The 15,923-nt window shown below is 65.7% G+C and carries 16 protein-coding genes; 10 read left to right on the forward strand and 6 right to left on the reverse strand.

The window, feature by feature from the left end; genetic code table 11:
- Positions 1-23: 23 nt before the first annotated feature.
- The 3 genes from LJ754_RS06095 (at position 24) to LJ754_RS06105 (ending at position 1,540) form a co-directional block, all read left to right on the forward strand.
- Entirely contained in the window at positions 24-527 is a 504-nt protein-coding gene (locus LJ754_RS06095; protein WP_227925941.1) for a DUF4383 domain-containing protein, read from the forward strand.
- Positions 528-663: 136 nt separating this feature from the next.
- On the forward strand, positions 664-1,227 hold the full coding sequence (locus tag LJ754_RS06100) for a cysteine hydrolase family protein (protein ID WP_227912379.1): 564 nt from the start codon (positions 664-666) through the stop codon (positions 1,225-1,227).
- A 73-nt stretch (positions 1,228-1,300) separates the two neighbouring features.
- Complete coding sequence (locus LJ754_RS06105) at positions 1,301-1,540, forward strand: DUF2630 family protein (protein ID WP_227925942.1); 240 nt, start codon at positions 1,301-1,303, stop codon at positions 1,538-1,540.
- A 6-nt stretch (positions 1,541-1,546) separates the two neighbouring features.
- On the opposite strand, the gene LJ754_RS06110 is transcribed toward LJ754_RS06105, so the two are convergent.
- From LJ754_RS06110 to LJ754_RS06120, 3 genes are read right to left on the reverse strand one after another with little or no spacing between them, the layout of a single operon-like run.
- Positions 1,547-1,846 carry a hypothetical protein gene (locus LJ754_RS06110; protein ID WP_227912381.1) on the reverse strand — a complete coding sequence of 100 codons (300 nt, stop codon included), beginning with the start codon at positions 1,844-1,846 and terminating at the stop codon, positions 1,547-1,549.
- Positions 1,847-1,851: 5 nt separating this feature from the next.
- Positions 1,852-2,769 carry a non-homologous end joining protein Ku gene (ku, locus tag LJ754_RS06115; protein WP_227912382.1) on the reverse strand — a complete coding sequence of 306 codons (918 nt, stop codon included), beginning with the start codon at positions 2,767-2,769 and terminating at the stop codon, positions 1,852-1,854.
- A 15-nt stretch (positions 2,770-2,784) separates the two neighbouring features.
- On the reverse strand, positions 2,785-3,807 hold the full coding sequence (locus LJ754_RS06120; RefSeq protein ID WP_227925943.1) for a hypothetical protein: 1,023 nt from the start codon (positions 3,805-3,807) through the stop codon (positions 2,785-2,787).
- Positions 3,808-3,994: 187 nt separating this feature from the next.
- On the opposite strand from LJ754_RS06120, the gene soxR reads away from it, so the two are divergent.
- The 4 genes from soxR to LJ754_RS06140 all read left to right on the forward strand — a co-directional run bounded on the left by soxR (position 3,995) and on the right by LJ754_RS06140 (position 6,005).
- Positions 3,995-4,432 (forward strand): redox-sensitive transcriptional activator SoxR, encoded by a 438-nt coding sequence (soxR, locus tag LJ754_RS06125; protein ID WP_227912384.1) that lies wholly within the window; start codon positions 3,995-3,997, stop codon positions 4,430-4,432.
- A 76-nt stretch (positions 4,433-4,508) separates the two neighbouring features.
- Positions 4,509-5,027, forward strand: coding sequence for a flavin reductase family protein (locus LJ754_RS06130; RefSeq protein WP_227912385.1), 519 nt, complete (start codon positions 4,509-4,511; stop codon positions 5,025-5,027).
- 88 nt (positions 5,028-5,115) lie between these two features.
- Positions 5,116-5,334 (forward strand): PLD nuclease N-terminal domain-containing protein, encoded by a 219-nt coding sequence (locus LJ754_RS06135; RefSeq protein ID WP_227925944.1) that lies wholly within the window; start codon positions 5,116-5,118, stop codon positions 5,332-5,334.
- A gap of 5 nt (positions 5,335-5,339) precedes the next feature.
- Positions 5,340-6,005 carry a pentapeptide repeat-containing protein gene (locus LJ754_RS06140; protein WP_227925945.1) on the forward strand — a complete coding sequence of 222 codons (666 nt, stop codon included), beginning with the start codon at positions 5,340-5,342 and terminating at the stop codon, positions 6,003-6,005.
- Here the strand turns inward: LJ754_RS06140 and LJ754_RS06145 are convergent.
- Together LJ754_RS06145 and LJ754_RS06150 are read right to left on the reverse strand one after the other, a co-directional pair.
- Positions 6,002-7,225: a L,D-transpeptidase gene (locus LJ754_RS06145; RefSeq protein WP_227912388.1), complete on the reverse strand. Its 1,224-nt coding sequence runs from the start codon at positions 7,223-7,225 to the stop codon at positions 6,002-6,004. The genes LJ754_RS06140 and LJ754_RS06145 overlap by 4 nt on opposite strands.
- Before the next feature lie 163 nt (positions 7,226-7,388).
- The gene (locus LJ754_RS06150; protein ID WP_227925946.1) at positions 7,389-8,900 is read right to left on the reverse strand and encodes an SDR family oxidoreductase; all 1,512 of its coding nucleotides are present in this window, start codon (positions 8,898-8,900) and stop codon (positions 7,389-7,391) included.
- 142 nt (positions 8,901-9,042) lie between these two features.
- Between LJ754_RS06150 and LJ754_RS06155 the strand changes: the two genes are divergently transcribed.
- The 3 genes from LJ754_RS06155 (at position 9,043) to LJ754_RS06165 (ending at position 14,737) form a co-directional block, all read left to right on the forward strand.
- Positions 9,043-11,637, forward strand: a complete 2,595-nt coding sequence (locus LJ754_RS06155; protein ID WP_227925947.1) for an ATP-dependent DNA ligase — start codon at positions 9,043-9,045, stop codon at positions 11,635-11,637.
- 35 nt (positions 11,638-11,672) lie between these two features.
- Positions 11,673-14,189, forward strand: coding sequence for a phosphoketolase family protein (locus LJ754_RS06160; RefSeq protein ID WP_227925948.1), 2,517 nt, complete (start codon positions 11,673-11,675; stop codon positions 14,187-14,189).
- Positions 14,190-14,269: 80 nt separating this feature from the next.
- Positions 14,270-14,737, forward strand: a complete 468-nt coding sequence (locus LJ754_RS06165) for an SRPBCC family protein (RefSeq protein ID WP_227912392.1) — start codon at positions 14,270-14,272, stop codon at positions 14,735-14,737.
- A 91-nt stretch (positions 14,738-14,828) separates the two neighbouring features.
- Here LJ754_RS06165 and LJ754_RS06170 read toward each other — a convergent pair whose 3' ends face one another.
- Positions 14,829-15,827 carry an SDR family NAD(P)-dependent oxidoreductase gene (locus LJ754_RS06170; protein WP_227925949.1) on the reverse strand — a complete coding sequence of 333 codons (999 nt, stop codon included), beginning with the start codon at positions 15,825-15,827 and terminating at the stop codon, positions 14,829-14,831.
- Between the last annotated feature and the right edge of the window lie 96 nt (positions 15,828-15,923).

Below are 15,923 nucleotides of genomic sequence, written 5' to 3' on the forward strand. Positions count from 1 at the left end.
TGCCGCGGTGCAGAGGAGTCATCATGGCATACCCCAGTTACAGCTCCGGCGGCGGTCTTTCGGCCCGCCGGACCAGCGCGCAGAAAGCAGCAATTGCCTTCGGAATTGTTTTCCTGCTGATTGGTGTCCTGGGCTTCATTCCGGGTTTGACCGCCAATTACAGCCAGCTCTACTTTGCCGGTTACACCTCCGAGGCAACGCTTCTGGGCATCTTCCAGGTGTCGGTACTCCACAACGTAGTCCACATGCTGCTGGGCTTTGCGGGCCTGGCCATGGCCCGGTCCAATTCCTCGGCGAAGCTTTACCTGGTCGGTGCGGGTATCCTCTACGCCCTGCTCTTTATCTATGGGCTCCTGGTTCCGTTCGACACGTCAGCGAACTTTGTCCCCCTTAACACCGCGGACAACTGGCTGCACGTAATCCTGGCGGTGCTGATGATCCTGCTGGGCATCTTCCTTGGCCGGCGGACCGACAACCGGACGTACCGCAGCAGTGGCAACCCAGGCGAGGGCTCGATCCCGAACTGATCCGGACAGCCAAGGGACAACGGCAGGACGGCCCCGGCGGGACCGCAGCGGCCATTTGGTGCCCGGCGGCGGGGTGCTGGCAGACTGGATGCAGACACCGCCCGCACCGGGCGGCCCGTTGCGAAAGGAACCTGGTTTGTCCGCCGCACTAATGGTCATTGACATGCAGAATGCCTACTTCGAGAGCCCTGCCCTGCAGAAGCACCAGGAACGGGTTGTGGAAAAAACCAATGAGCTCATTGGCTTGGCGAAAGCTGCCGGGGTCCCCGTCCTGATGGTCTGCACGGAGCACGAGCGGGACAAGTCCACTTGGACATTGAGCATGCTCGATGATGACCAGGGCTTCATTTTCAGCGGGAGCGAGCAGGCAGACTTTGTCCCCGGCCTGGATCACGCCGACCTGCCGCGGCTGGTGAAGACCCGCGACAGCGCCTTCGTGGGCACCGACGTCCTGCTGCGCCTGCGGAACTGGGATGTCCAGACGCTGGTGCTGGCCGGCGTCGCAACCCACAATTGTGTGGCGCAGACCGCCGCTGACGCCTTCGCGAATAACTTCCGGGTCCGTTTTGCCCGGGAAGCACTCGCCTCCACCAACGAGGAATACGAGGAAGCGATCCTGAGGATGCTTTCCGACGAGTACCGCCAGCCGGTTCAGAGCAACGCTGACCTCAAGGACTTCTTCAACAGCAACGAATCCTAGGCATCTCCGCTATTCCCTTGCGGGCATCGGTCCGGGCTGGAATTCGACGGCCCGGGCCGGTTAGCGTAGGGGCATGGATGCACTGGAGATTCAGCACAGGATCGCGGAACTGGTAGAGCAGGAACAGTCCCTGCGCGAAGCGGACCCCGCCGCAGAACCGGAGAAGCACGCCGAGCAACTGCGCCGGGTGGAGGAACAGCTTGACCAGTGCTGGGACCTCCTCCGCCAGCGGCGCGCCAAGATGGACGCCGGGCAGAACCCGGATGAGGCCCAGGCCCGCCCGGTGGGCGAGGTTGAGGGCTACCGGCAGTAAAGGCTTTCAGGCCTTCGCGCGAGCCGGCTTCTTTTTCGCATGGTCGCTCGAAGCCGGCATCAGCTGCCGGAACAGGGTGGCCGCTCCGACGCTGCGCCGGAATCCGCTTTGGCCGCGGAGGGCCTCGCCCAGCGCCCAGAGGACCAGGCTGCCTTTACTGAGGGTCTTGAACAGATCAGCATTGCGGGGCGTCAGCGCCATCAGTGACGCCAGCCCAAACACCCCCCAGCCGATCAGCGGAGCGTTGGGTACCTCGAAAACTGTCTGCCGGCCGAACTTGTCCGTGAAGAAATTGGGCGATGCCATCGTATTCAGGCGCCTTTCCTGGTTTTAGCAGAGCTCTTGGTGGTTGGGGACTTTGCCTTGGCCGGAGCCTTTCCGGCGCCGTCGGACTTGGTGCTGGCTGATTTTGTACTGTCGGATTTGGTGCCCTTGCCGGTCTTTTTGTCCCGGTTTTTCTCCACGCTGCGGCGCAGGGCTTCCATCAGGTCCAGCACCTTTCCGCCTTCGTCTTCGGATTCTTCCCCGAAGGTTTCCCCGGTGTCGAGAGAGTCGCCTTGTTCGAGCTTGGCATCTATAAGGGTCTTGAGCTGTTCCTGGTAGTCGTCAGTGAACTCGGACGGGTCGAAGTCTGAGCTGAAGGAATCCACCAGGGCCGAGGACATCTCGAGTTCCTTAGCGGAAATCCGCACCTTCTCGTCCAGCGAGGGGAAAGCGGCTTCGCGGACCTCGTCCTCCCAGAGCAGCGTCTGCAGGGTCAGCACGTCGCCGCGGACGCGCAGGGCGCCCAGCCTGCTTTTCTGGCGAAGGGAGAACTGCACAATGGCCGTGCGGTCCGTGTCTTCCAGGGTGCGGCGCAGCAGCACGTAGGACTTGGTCGATTTCGAATCCGGTTCCAAGTAGTACGTCCGGTCGAACAGGATGGGATCCACCTGCTCGCTGGGCACGAATTCGACGACGTCGATCTCGCGGCTTTTCTCCACGGGAAGGGATGCCAGGTCCTCGTCGCTGAGGACCACCGTCTGCTCGCCGTCGTCGTAGGCCTTGGCGATGTCCTTGTACTCCACCACCTCGCCGCATATTTCGCACCGGCGCTGGTAGCGGATGCGTCCGCCGTCTTTGCCGTGTACCTGGTGCAGGCTTACATCGTGGTCTTCGGTGGCGGCATAAACCTTAACCGGCACGTTGACCAGCCCAAACGCAATGGCGCCTTTCCAGATCGCTCTCATGTAGTCCAGTGAACACTAAACTCCGGTGCCGTTGCCAGAGCGGGGTTGCCCGGGCTGTCCCTGCTCAAGATGCTCCCGGATCAGCCGGTACACCCGGGGGTCCGAAAAATAGGCATTGTGGGACTCGGGAAACGGCTGCCCGGAGCCTACCTCGCGGTCCGTGACCGTCATCCCACGCCCGGCGAAGACCTGTTCGGCGCAAAAGGCGAGCAGGTCGCGTTCATCCCAGATATTCAGCCAGGGGATTCCCGGGCCGTCGCCGCCGCGCCGGGGCCCCAGATAGGCCAGGGCATCCAGGAGGAAGAACCACGGTGCCGGCGACCCCACAGTGACCAGCAGGTCCATCCGGAAGCGGCCGGATTCGGGGGCACAGAGCAGGTCGACGGCGGCCACCGAGCCCAGGCTGTGGGCGAACAGCACCACGGGCGCGTCCTGGCTGACGCTGCCGAGGGCTTCCGCGGTGACGGCACGCGCCGTTTCGCCCCGGCGCAGGTAGAAGGCTATTTTGCTGAAGAATTCACCGGCCGCATCGGTCAGTCGAATCCGGTGCCGCACCGCAGCATCGGTGAGCACATCCAGTACCAGGTCCTGGAGTGTATGTCCCAGCAGGGCAGCTTCCGGTGCAGCCGGCGGCGCCCCGGCAACCGTTGCCCGGCGCAGGGGATCCCCGGCGCCCACCTGCATGCCGAACAGCGCCAGCGCCAAGGAGGTATCGGCCTGTGCTGGCGGGTCTTCCGCGGCGTACCGCGGTGGCAGGGCCGGAACGGAACTGACGTCCTCTGCGGCATCGGCTGCCCAGTCAACGGTCAGCACGGAGTAGTCCGACAAACCCGGAACGGCAGCGAGCTGCTCCCGGATCCGGTCCGCCAGCTGCGGATTGGTCCGTCCGGTCCCGGGCAGGTAAACGAGGGTTCCGGGTTTTTCGGCCGGTCCTACGGTGACGGGGTCCATGGCGGTCTCCTCTGCTGCGCCGGGCTTCAGCCGTCCCCACCGGCCCGCGGGGGAACGGGCGGACAGCGGAGGAACGGATGCTTTCACGCGTTGGGGATACTTTCACACGCAGGGCACCCCTGCGCCAGTAACCGTTCCGCCGCGCACGGGGGCGGATAATGGATCCAGTCAGGAAGGCGAGGCTGTGACCAACAACGGAGCGGCAAGTAGCGGGACCGCAAACCACGGGCCGGCGGAAAGTCCCGCACCCGAAAACGGAGCACCCGAGGCTGGAATGGAACGCCGCGAACTGTCGGTGGGGCAGGTAGCTGAACGCAGCGGCGTGAGCGTCTCGGCCCTGCACTTCTATGAGCGCCAAGGCCTGCTCTCCAGTAGGCGGACCCAGGGCAACCAGCGGCGCTTTGACCGTTCGGTGCTGCGCCGCGTAGCGGTCATCAGGGCTGCCCAGCAGGCGGGTATCCCGCTGTCCGTGATCAACCGTGCGTTCGCGGAACTGCCGCCGGAGGGAGTGCCGGACCAGGCAGACTGGCAGCGGCTATCCGCCGCGTGGCGGCAGGAACTGGACTTCCGCATCCGGCACCTGCAGGCATTGCGCGACCGCTTGGGCGGCTGCATAGGCTGCGGCTGCCTCTCCCTTGCGGAGTGCCGGTTCGTTAACCCCAAGGACGCCTCAGCCGACAGCGGCACCGGCGCCAGGGCCTTCGACGTCTGACGATTTGACCTCAACATTGGTTGAGGTTTTACCGTTGAAGTATGCCCTCGCTGGGCTGGTCTGCGGAAGGACACTAATGACGCGGAATACGGCTCTGTGCGAGCGGAATGTAACGGAAGCATTCAAGGACGCCTTCCGGGCGCACCCTGCGGGCGTGGCAATCATTACGGCCGACGGCGGCAGCGGCCCGGTGGGGCTGACCGCCTCCTCGGTCTCCTCGGTATCGGCCGAACCGCCCATCCTTTCCTTCTCCCTTGCCTCCACCCAGGGCACCGCCGGGGTCATTGCCTCGTCCGGCACCGTCGTCGTGCACCTCCTGGGCGCCGAAAACGCGGAACTGGCGTCCCTGTTCGCCCGGCCGGGGGCGGACCGTTTCGGCGCCACCCGTACCCGTACCCTTCCCAGCGGGGAGCCGCTGCTGGAAGAGGCCCCCGTGGCCCTGCGCTGCCGCATCGACGGGCGGATCCCGGTGGGCGGATCCATCCTCATTGCCGCTTCCGTCCTCGAGATCCTCCCCGGAGCGCCCGGGCAGGAACCGCTGGTCTATCACAACCGCACCTACCACCGCCTGGGCACGCACTCGGCCCTGGGGTAAACCCCACCCCGGGCGGGAAGGCTGGATAATTGGTTCAGCACCCTGCCGGCAAGTGCCTGCGCGGGACCGAACCACGGAAGGCACGGCCATGGCCAAAAAGAAGCTGAAGGACCTGACCAGCGGGCAGAAAAAGGGGTTGAGCGTCCTGACGGGCGTCCAGATCCTGCTGGCAGCGGCGGCACTCTGGGACATCCGGCGACGCCCCGCGGACCTGATTCGCGGCAGCCGCAGCCTGTGGACCCTGGCCTGCGGGATCAACTTCGCCGGCCCGGCGGCGTATTTCCTCTTCGGCCGGCGCAAGGCCTAGCGGTGGTGCGTCAGCGAAGCGGTACGGGAACCAAAGCGCCGCTGGTGGATCCCCTCCGGCTGCAGGATCTGGCCGACGGTACCGGCGTGCCCGCGGGCAGCCAGCAGGAAGCGACCGCCTGGACGGGCGAATCGTTCGCGGGACTGGAACTGCGCGGGGCGGTCTTTTCCGAATGCAGCCTGGTCTCGGTGTCCCTGGATGACGCGGACCTGACGGCGGCCCGTTTCCTGGAAACCTTGCTGGAAAACCTGTATGCTCCGGTGTTCCGGGCGCCGCGGACGACTTTCCGGGACGTGGAACTGACCAACCCCCGGCTGGGTTCGGCTGAACTGTACGGCGGCAGCTGGAACTCCGTTCGGGTGGACGGCGGCAAAATCGACTACCTGAACCTGCGCGGCTGCACCATGACCAATGTGCTGGTCACCAACTGCATCATCGGTGAGCTGGACCTGGACGGAGCCCGGCTGAACCGCGTGGCCTTCCGGGATTGCCGCATCGACAACCTGCTGCTGGGCAACGGCGGCTCGGCTGTGGACGCGGACCTGCGCGGATCCGCCCTGCGGAGCATCACCGGGCTGGCCGGCCTGAAGGGCTTCACCGTGGATGAGGAGCAGCTGCTGCAGCTCGCTCCGCTCCTCGCGGCCCAGCTGGGCCTGCGGGTTCAGAGCTAGGGCTGTCCGGCGTACTGGTCCCAGGGGATGTTCCAGTCGCCGTAGCCGTCATCAATCGAGACGGGGCCGGCCTCGGTGTTCAGCACCTGCACCACGTCCCCGGCGTCGAAGGTGTCATAGAAGTACTTGGCGCCTTCGGCGGACATGCCCACGCAGCCGTGGGAAACGTTGATCCGGCCAAGGGCCCCTACTGCGCCGTTCAACGCCTGGTGGACAAAGACGCCGCTGTTGGTCAGGCGGCTGGCCCAAGACGCATCGAACGGTTCGTAGTAATCCGGGTCGCCCGGCTTCAGCCCGATGCTTTCGGCCCGGAACGGCAGCTTCTCGTGTTGGCTGACCACTACCTGGTATCCGCTGGGGGAGGGCCAGGTGGGTTCGCCGAGCGTCACGGGGAAAGTACGGACCAGCTGGCCGTCAATGAATACCTGCATTGTCTTGGTGAAGTTGTCCACCACGGCCAGGCGGGTGTTGTGCGTGGTGAAAGTGCGGGTTTCGTTGAAGTTGCCGATCATGCCGTTGCCAAAGTCCACGCCGAACAGCTGCATGTCCACCGTGATGGAGCTGTTGGGGGCCCAGAAGGCCTCGGGACGGTAGCGGACCTTGTTGTCGGTGATCCAGTAGAAGGCGCCGGCCTGTCCGGAGGTGCTGCTGACCTTGATGGCCTGCTCCACGGCGGCCTTGTTGGTTACGGGTTCGCTGAAGTTGATTTCAATTGGCTGTCCCACGCCGACGTCGGCCGCGTTCTGCGGGTACATAAAGGCGTTGGCCTCATTAGCGGGCTTGACCGTTTCGAAACTCTGCGACCGGGTGGTTTCCTTGCCGGCCTGGTCGGTCAGCACCACATCCATTGCGTAGGTGGTGTCGAACGCCAGCTGGGCGTCCGCCGTCCAGACGGTGTTGTCTCCGGACAGGACACCGGGGATGGCCGGGCCGCCCGCGGCCGGCTTCAGGCTGACCGACTCAATTTCGGCGTTGGTGGCCGTGACGGTTGCCGCGGTTGCAGGATTGACCGCAACCGCACCGTCAGCGGGAGTGGCTGTGATGGATACCGGTGCTGCACTGGCGGACGGTGAAGCCGGGCTTTCCGCTGCGGGGGAGCTTTCATCGGCAGACGGGTCGAAGACACCGTTTGCGTAGGCAGCGCCGATGCCGCCACCTACTACCAGTACACCGGCAACGGCGGCTGCAATTACCCACTTGCGGCTCTTCTTATCCTGCACGGCGCGTTCCTGCACTGCGGCGGTCCCCTCATAGTCAAAAGCCGTCAGCTCAAAAGTGTCACCGGCGGCGCCAACAAGTATGGCCCGGCTGGCCGGTGCCCGTTGTTCTACCGATGATATTCGATGCCGTGCCCCGCCGGGACCGGCGTTACAGAACTGCGGCCTAAGCCGGTTCCGGCTGTCCCGCCGGCTGTCCCGCCGGCTGGGCCAACCGGGCGGCCTGCCGGGTGATGTTCCTGGCCATGGAGGGAAAGATCAGTCCGTGGAACGGGGCGATCAGCCACCAGTACATTTTCCCTGCCAGCCCCTTGGGGAAGTAAATGGCGCGCTGCCGGTAGACACTGCCGCCGTCGCCGTCCGGGTCCACCCGCATCTCCAGCCAGGCCTTGCCCGGTACCCGCATCTCGGCCCGCAGCCGCAGCAACGTGCCGCGCTCCAGCAGTTCCACCCGCCACCAGTCCACCACGTCCCCGGTGTACAAAGTGGTCGGATTGCGCCGGCCCCGGGTCAAACCGGCTCCGCCCACGGTTTTGTCCAGCACCCCGCGGATGGCCCAGGCCATGGGCAGCGAATACCAGCCGTTGCGCCCGCCCACACCTTCGATGACCTGCCACACCGCTGCCGGGTCCACCGCGGCCCGGCGCTCCCGGGAGTCGACGTACACCGTTTGGCCCGCCCAGTCCGGGTCGCTGGGGAGGGGGTCGGAGGCCAGGTCGGCAGAGGCTGAGGCATTGGCCCACGTGGTTTCCACCTCGCCCCGCTTTTCCCTGCCCAGCGCTCGTTTCACGGCGTCGCGGTAGCTCGTCAGCCCGCCGTCGGGCTGTGGCACGTACTGGTCGATGTCGTGTTCCTTGGCCACGGCGTCGTGCTGCAGGGACTCCACCAGCGGCAGGGACATGGCACGTGGAATAGGGGTCACCAGCGCCACCCACATACCCGCCAGCCGCGGTGCCGGCAGCGGCAGGGCGTAAATGCGCCGGCGGGGCAGCCCGGCCTCTTCGGCGTAGCCGTTCATGATCTCCGCGTAGGTGAGGACCTCGCGCGAGCCGATATCGAAGGTCCGGTTCACTTCGGCGGGAATATCCACGGCCCGCACCAGGTAATGCAGCACGTCCCGGACGGCAATCGGTTCAATCCGGCGCCGCACCCAGCTGGGCGCCGGCATCACGGGCAGGGTTTCGGTCAGGTGCCGGATCATCTCGAAGGACGCGGAGCCTGAGCCGATGACGACGCCGGCCTGGTAGACCACCGCCGGCACCTCGCCTTCCAGGAGGATCCGCCCCACCTCGGTGCGGGATTTCATGTGGGGAGACAGTTCCCCCTCGGGATGCAGGCCGCCGAGGTACACAATCCGCTTCACGCCCGCTTCCGCTGCCGTCTCGGCCACCAGATGGGCAATCGCCGACTCCTGGTCGCTGAACCCCTTCCCGGAGGCCATCGAATGCACCAGGAAATACAGGGTGTCGATGCCCTCGAACGCGGCGGCGGTGGAATCGCGGTCCGAGAGGTCCCCCTTGACCACCTCGACGTCGGACGCCCACGGCACATCGGAGAGCTTTTCCGGGGAGCGGGCCAGCACCCGGACCCGGTGTCCGTCTTCAAGCAGCAGCGGCACCAGGCGGCCGCCGATGTAGCCGGTGGCGCCGGTAACCAGGACATGCTGGCGTTCAGTCATTTTTCCAACATACACAGGGGCCGCCACGGATAGTCAGGGTTGCGGCACGCTCTGCGCGAAACCATCCCGAACCGGTGGCAGATTGGTAAGCCCCCTGATGAAATACTGGCGTTTGTTCCGTATCCCGGTAAGACTAGGGGGCATGGCGACAGGCGGAGGGAACAAGCAGGAAACCGTCAGTGTGGAGGGGCACCGGCTCCGCCTGACCAATCTGGATAAGGTGCTGTATCCCGCAACGGGAACCACCAAGGCAGATGTGCTCTCCTACTACGCCGCTGTAGCCGAATACATGCTGCCGCATTCGAGCAACCGCGCCGCCACCCGCAAACGCTGGGTACACGGTGTGGGTACGCCGGAGCATCCCGGGCAGGTGTTTTTCCAGAAGAACATCGAAGACTCCGCACCATCCTGGGTAAAGCGGTTTCCGATTGAGCACAAGGACCACACGAACACCTATCCGGTGGTTAATGATCTGGCCACACTGACTTGGCTGGCGCAGTCCGCGGCCCTGGAAATCCACGTACCGCAGTGGCGGTTCGGGCCGCGCGGAAAGATCGGTGCCGCGGACCGGATGGTCCTGGACCTCGACCCTGGCGACGGTGCAGGGCTGGCCGAATGTGCCGAAGTGGCACGGCTGGCGCGGTCCATCCTCAATGACATGGGCCTGGATGCCCGCCCGGTGACCAGCGGGTCCAAGGGCATCCACCTGTATGCGGCCCTGGACGGCAGCCAGGACTCCGACGAGATCAACGCCGTGGCGCATGAGCTGGCCCGTGCACTGGAAGCGGACCACCCGGACCTGGTGGTCAGCGACATGAAAAAGACGCTCCGCAAGGGCAAGGTGCTGGTGGACTGGAGCCAAAACAACGGCAACAAAACCACCATCTGCCCCTACTCACTGCGCGGACGGTTCCATCCGACGGTCGCCGCCCCGCGGACCTGGTCGGAACTCGACGATCCGGACTTGGCGCAGCTGGATTACGAGCAGGTGATGGAACGGGTCCGCAGCGGCCCGGACCCGCTGGCGGGAATGGAAAGCGGCGCGTTCGACGAGGAGGCGCTGGAAGAGGCCACCGAAGAAGCCGGGACGGGAACCGACGGCCGCGGATCCGCGGCCGGCGCGGACCGGTTGACCAAGTACCGCAGCATGCGTGACGCCGCGAAGACGCCCGAGCCGGTTCCCGAGGAACCCTCCAAGCCGTCGGAGGGCAACAGCTTTGTGATCCAGGAACACCACGCCCGCCGGCTGCACTGGGACTTCCGGTTGGAGCACGACGGCGTGCTGGTCTCCTGGGCACTGCCCAAGGGGCCGCCTGCCACGTCCGGCAAGAACAACCTGGCGGTGCAGACCGAGGACCATCCGCTGGATTACGGGAGCTTTGAAGGACATATTCCCAAAGGGGAATATGGCGGAGGCGATGTGACCATCTGGGATCACGGCACCTACCAGCGGGAAAAATGGCGCGACGGCAAGGAAGTCATCGCGGTGCTGCACGGCCAGCCCGACGGCGGCCTGGCCCGGGAAGGTGCCGCGGACCGGCGCTACGCCCTGATCCACACCGGGTCCGGCGGCGGCAAAGGCGACAACAATTGGCTGATCCACCTGATGAAGGACCAGCCCAAGCCCGGCGAGAAGGGCCAAGCAGAGCCGGGGGAGACGGACCAGCCCGCTACGCCCCAGGCCGCCGTCGCCGCTGCTGCTGCTGCCGGCACGGAAACGGCAGTGACGGTCCCGGCCGGGGACGGCAGCGGCGCGGAGGATGCCTCGGTCCCGCTTATCGAGCCGATGCTTGCCACCCTGGGTACCCGCGCCGAAATCAACGACGACGAGGACTGGGCGTTCGAGATGAAGTGGGACGGTGTCCGCGCCGTCGTCACCGTTACTCCCGAAGGCACCCGGCTGATCAGCCGCAACGGCAACGACATGACCGCCGCGTATCCGGAACTGCAGGATCTCAGCGCGCACCTTTTCGGGGAGCGGGCAGTGCTGGACGCTGAAATCGTGGCACTCAACAAAGCCGGACGCCCGGACTTCGGGCTGCTGCAGCCGCGCATGCACCTCACCAAACCCCGCGAAATTGGGGCGGCTGCCGAGCGTACGCCGGTGCACCTGATGGTTTTCGACCTGCTCTGGCTGGACGGCCGGTCCCTGGCGGACCTCAGCTACGAGCAGCGCCGGGAAATCCTCGAGTCCGCCGTGGAAGCCACCCCGGACGGACATCTGCAGGTACCCCCGGCCCTGGAGATGGGCATGGGCGAGGCCGTGGCCGCCAGCAAGGAACTGGGCCTGGAAGGGGTCATGGCCAAGCGGCGGAGCAGTACGTATTCCCCGGGCCGGCGCTCGAAGCACTGGGTGAAGCTGAAAAACCAGCTCAGCCAGGAAGTGGTGGTGGTGGGCTGGCGCCCGGGGCAGGGCAACCGGCAGAACAAGGTCGGCTCCCTTTTGGTGGCCATTCCGGACGGCGTGGACCTGAAATACATCGGCCGGGTCGGCTCGGGCCTGAGCGAAAAAGACCTGGCACTGATTGGCCCGCGGCTGAAGAAAATGTCCCGCAAAACCCCACCCCTGGATGATGTTCCCAGCGCGGATGCCTCGGATGCCCAGTGGGTGCGCCCGGCCCTGGTGGGCCAAGTGACCTTCTCCGAGCGCACCGGCAGCGGCAAGCTGCGCCACCCCGTCTGGCGCGGCCTGCGCCCGGATAAGAAACCGTCCGACGTCGTGGTGGAGACCGTGTAGCCGCGGCCCTCCCCACCAGTGAAAGGACCCGCACCATGACCGACAGCAGCATTCCCGGAACCGACCATCCTTCCGGACCGGAGCATGTTCCCAGCAGCGAACGCATCCCCGGCACCGAACCGCACCACGACGGCGACCTCGCCGGCGTCGACGCCTGGTGGCGGGCGGCGAACTACCTCTCGGTCGGGCAGATCTACCTGCGCGACAACCCGCTGCTGCGCCGGGACCTGGAAAGCGGAGACGTGAAGGCACGGCTGCTGGGCCACTGGGGCACCACACCCGGCCTGAACTTCATCTACGCGCACCTGAACCGTCTGATCCGCGAACAGCAGCGCAAGGTCCTGTTCATCACCGGACCCGGCCACGGCGGCCCGGCCAATGTGGCCAACGCGTGGCTGGAAGGCACCTACTCCGAGATCTACAGCCATGTGGGGAAAGACGAAGAGGGGCTGCAGACCCTCTTTAAGCAGTTCTCCTACCCTGGGGGAATACCCAGCCATGCGGCGCCGGAAACCCCGGGCTCCATCCACGAGGGCGGCGAGTTGGGGTATTCGCTGGCGCACGCCTACGGGGCGGTGTTCGACAACCCGGACCTGATTGCCGCCACCGTCATTGGCGACGGCGAAGCGGAAACCGGGCCGCTGGCGGCCAGCTGGCATTCCAACAGCTTCCTGGACCCGGCCGTGGACGGAGCGGTGCTGCCCATCCTGCACCTGAACGGCTACAAAATTGCCAACCCCACCATCCTGTCCCGGATGCCCGAGGAGCAGCTGCTGAAACTGCTCGAGGGCTACGGCTACCGCCCGTACGTGGTCACCGTGGAGGACCCGGCCGCGGTGCAGCAGGCACACGAGGACTTCGCGGCCGTGCTGGAAACCTGCCTGGCCGAAATCACGGCCATCCAGGCGCAGTACCGCAGCGGGGAGCGCACCGCGGTGCCGCCGGATGTGCCCGGTGCGGACACCGGGGAAGTGCACGCCCCGCGCTGGCCCATGATCGTGTTCCGCTCGCCCAAGGGTTGGACCGGCCCGCAGGAAGTGGACGGTCTGCCCGTGGAAGGCACTTGGCGGGCGCACCAGGTGCCGTTGTCCGAAATCCATGAGAAGCCGGAGCACCTGGCCCAGTTGCAGGACTGGATGCGCTCCTACCGGCCGGAGGAACTGTTCGACGCCGAGGGGCGGTTGGCGGCGGAGATCGCCGCCCTGGCACCTGCCGGTGACCTGCGGATGAGTTCCACTCCCTACGCCAACGGCGGCCGGCTGCTGCAGGACCTGCACCTGCCCGAGTACGCGCAGCACGCCGTGAAGATTGATCATCCGGGCTCAGAACGGGTCAGTCCGATGTTCAATCTGGGCGGTTACCTGCGCGAGGTCATCCGGAAGAACCCGTCCAACTTCCGGATCTTCGGCCCGGATGAAACTGCGTCCAACCGGCTGCAGGCCGTCTACGACGTCACGGACAAGGCCTGGCAGCAGCGGATCGATCAGCTGGACGAGCATCTGGCGCGCAGCGGCCGGGTGGCAGAGGTGCTCTCCGAACACCTCTGCGAGGGCTGGCTGGAGGGCTACCTGCTGACCGGCCGGCACGGGGTGTTTAACTGCTATGAAGCCTTTGTCCACATTGTGGATTCGATGTTCAACCAGCACGCCAAGTGGTTGAAGGTCAGCAGCGCGCTGTCCTGGCGCCAGCCCGTCGCATCCCTGAACTACCTGCTCTCCAGTCACGTCTGGCAGCAGGACCACAACGGGTTCTCGCACCAGGACCCCGGCTTCATTGACCACGTGGTGAATAAAAAGGCGGACGTTATCCGGGTCTACCTGCCGCCGGACGCCAACACCCTGCTGGCCGTTGCCGAGCACATCCTGGGCACCCGCGACCGGGTCAATGTGGTGGTTTCCGGCAAGCAACCCGCCCCGGTCTGGCTGGACCCGCAGACCGCACGCCTGCATGTGGAGCGCGGCATCGGCGTCTGGGACTTCGCCGGCAGCGAGGACACCAGTCCCGGCGCGAAGTCCGACCCCGACGTCGTGATGGCGTGCGCCGGCGACGTGCCCACCCTCGAGACCGTGGCCGCCGCGGCGCTGCTGCAGGAGCAACTGCCGGAGCTGAAAATCCGGGTGGTCAATGTGGTGGACCTGATGCGGCTGCAGGATCCGGGCGAGCACCCGCACGGGCTGTCAGACCGCGATTTCGACACCCTGTTCACCACGGACAAGCCGGTCATTTTCGCCTATCACGGCTACCCCTGGCTGATTCACCGGCTGACCTACCGGCGCACCAACCATGCGAACCTGCATGTGCGCGGCTACAAGGAAGAGGGCACCACCACCACGCCCTTCGACATGGCCATGCTGAACCAGATTGACCGGTTCCAATTGGCCATAGACGTGCTGGACCGGGTACCGTCGCTGGGATCCACACAGGCACCGTTTCGGCAGTACCTGCAGGATGAACGGGCACGTGCCCGCCAGTACACCCGGGATGAAGGCCAGGACCCGCCGTACATCAGCGGCTGGAACCTGCAGGAAGCCGAGCAGGACACCCCGGGGTAGGGCGGCAGCAAGGCTTCGGCGGCGCCCCACCGGGCGTCACGCCGTGGAAAAGTACGATCCATCCACAGAAGGAGAGTTCATTGACCACTGATCAGACGAGCATTGTAGTTTCCCGGGTCATCGATGCCTCGGCAGCGGACATTTTCAACTTGTTGTCCAACCCCGAGCGCCACCACGAGCTGGACGGTTCCGGCATGGTGGTCTCGGATGAGAAGACCGACCGCATCACCGCGTCCGGCCAGGTGTTCACCATGAACATGCACAACGAAAAAATGGGCGACTACCAGACGGAAAACCACGTCACCGGATACGACCACAACAAGATCCTGGCCTGGCAGACCGCCCCGGCCGGCACCGAGCCCAAGGGCTGGCAGTGGGTATGGGAGCTGCAGGCCGAGGGTGCCGACTCCACCGAAGTCACCCTGACCTACGACTGGTCCCACGTCACGGACAAGGAAACCCTGAAAAAGGTGTCCTTCCCGATGGTGTCCAAGGATGACCTGGAGGAATCGCTGAACAAGCTCGCCGCCGCGGTCTCCGGTTCGTAGCGGGTCCGCATAGCAGCACGAAATAACAGTACGACGGCGGCCGGTTTCCTTTTCGAAGGGAACCGGCCGCCGTCGTACTGCCGTTCGGAGGTTAGACCGCGGACCAGCCGCCGTCGGAGGGCAGGATGGCGCCGTTGATGTTCACGCCGTCATCGCTGAGCAGGAACGTGATGGATGCTGCCAGGTCCTCGGCCGAGGCCAGGCCGGGGATGTTCACGCGGGCCGGGGAGAGGCGGGCTTCGCCGTACTCGCTGACCTTGCCGCCCATCGGAATGCCGGTGGCTACGCCGCCCGGGGCCACGGCATTGACGCGTATGCCTTCACGGGCATACATAAACGCGGTGCTGCGGGTGATGCCAACAACGGCGTGCTTGGACGCGGTGTAGGCGACGCCGGAAGCGGAGCCGCGCAGGCCCGCTTCGGAGGTGATATTCACGATCGATCCCTTGCCGGCTTCCAGCATGGTGGGCAGCACGGCGCGGGTCAGGCGGACCAGGCCGTCCACGTTCACGGCGAAGATCTTCTGCCACATGGCATCGGACACCTCGTGCAGCGGGGAGAAGTCGTCATTGATGCCGGCCACGTTGGCCAAGCCGTCAATACTGGTGCCGGCGGTGGCAATGATGCGCTCGACGGCGGACAGGTCGGTCAGGTCAGCTGCCACCGGGACGATGGACTCACCGAGCTCGTCGGCGAGCTCGTTGATCCGGCCCTCGGCAATGTCGACCGCAATGACGCGCCCTCCCTCGCGGGAGATCCGGGCGGCAGTGGCCCGGCCGATGCCGGAGCCGGCACCGGTGACGATGATGGTGCGGCCTTCGAAGCGGCCGGGAACGGCGGGCAGTACGGTTGCTTCGGTCTCCGGCATTACGCCGCCGTTGGCTGCCTTGACGAGTTCATCCACTGCGGCCTGCGGGAACTGGCCCTGGCTCAGATCCACCAGCTGCTGCAGCTTCAGGGTCAGGGCCGGGCCCAGGCTGGACTCGTCGCTGCCGGCCTGTGCGAGCATGCCGCGGATGGCGGGGCCGCCTGCCGGGTGGTCGAGCCACTGCTGGACGGTGTTCTGGGCGGTGATGGGCTGGTTTGCCACGAGCCGGTCCTTTCGATCGGGGGCGGCCGTGCAACGCGGCCGCGGGATATTCGGGCGTTTACGCGTGTGACCATCTCGCGGGTTACACGTGTAAGT

Origin of the sequence: Arthrobacter sp. zg-Y40 (assembly GCF_020731535.1) — a bacterium.
GTDB lineage: Bacteria > Actinomycetota > Actinomycetes > Actinomycetales > Micrococcaceae > Arthrobacter_B.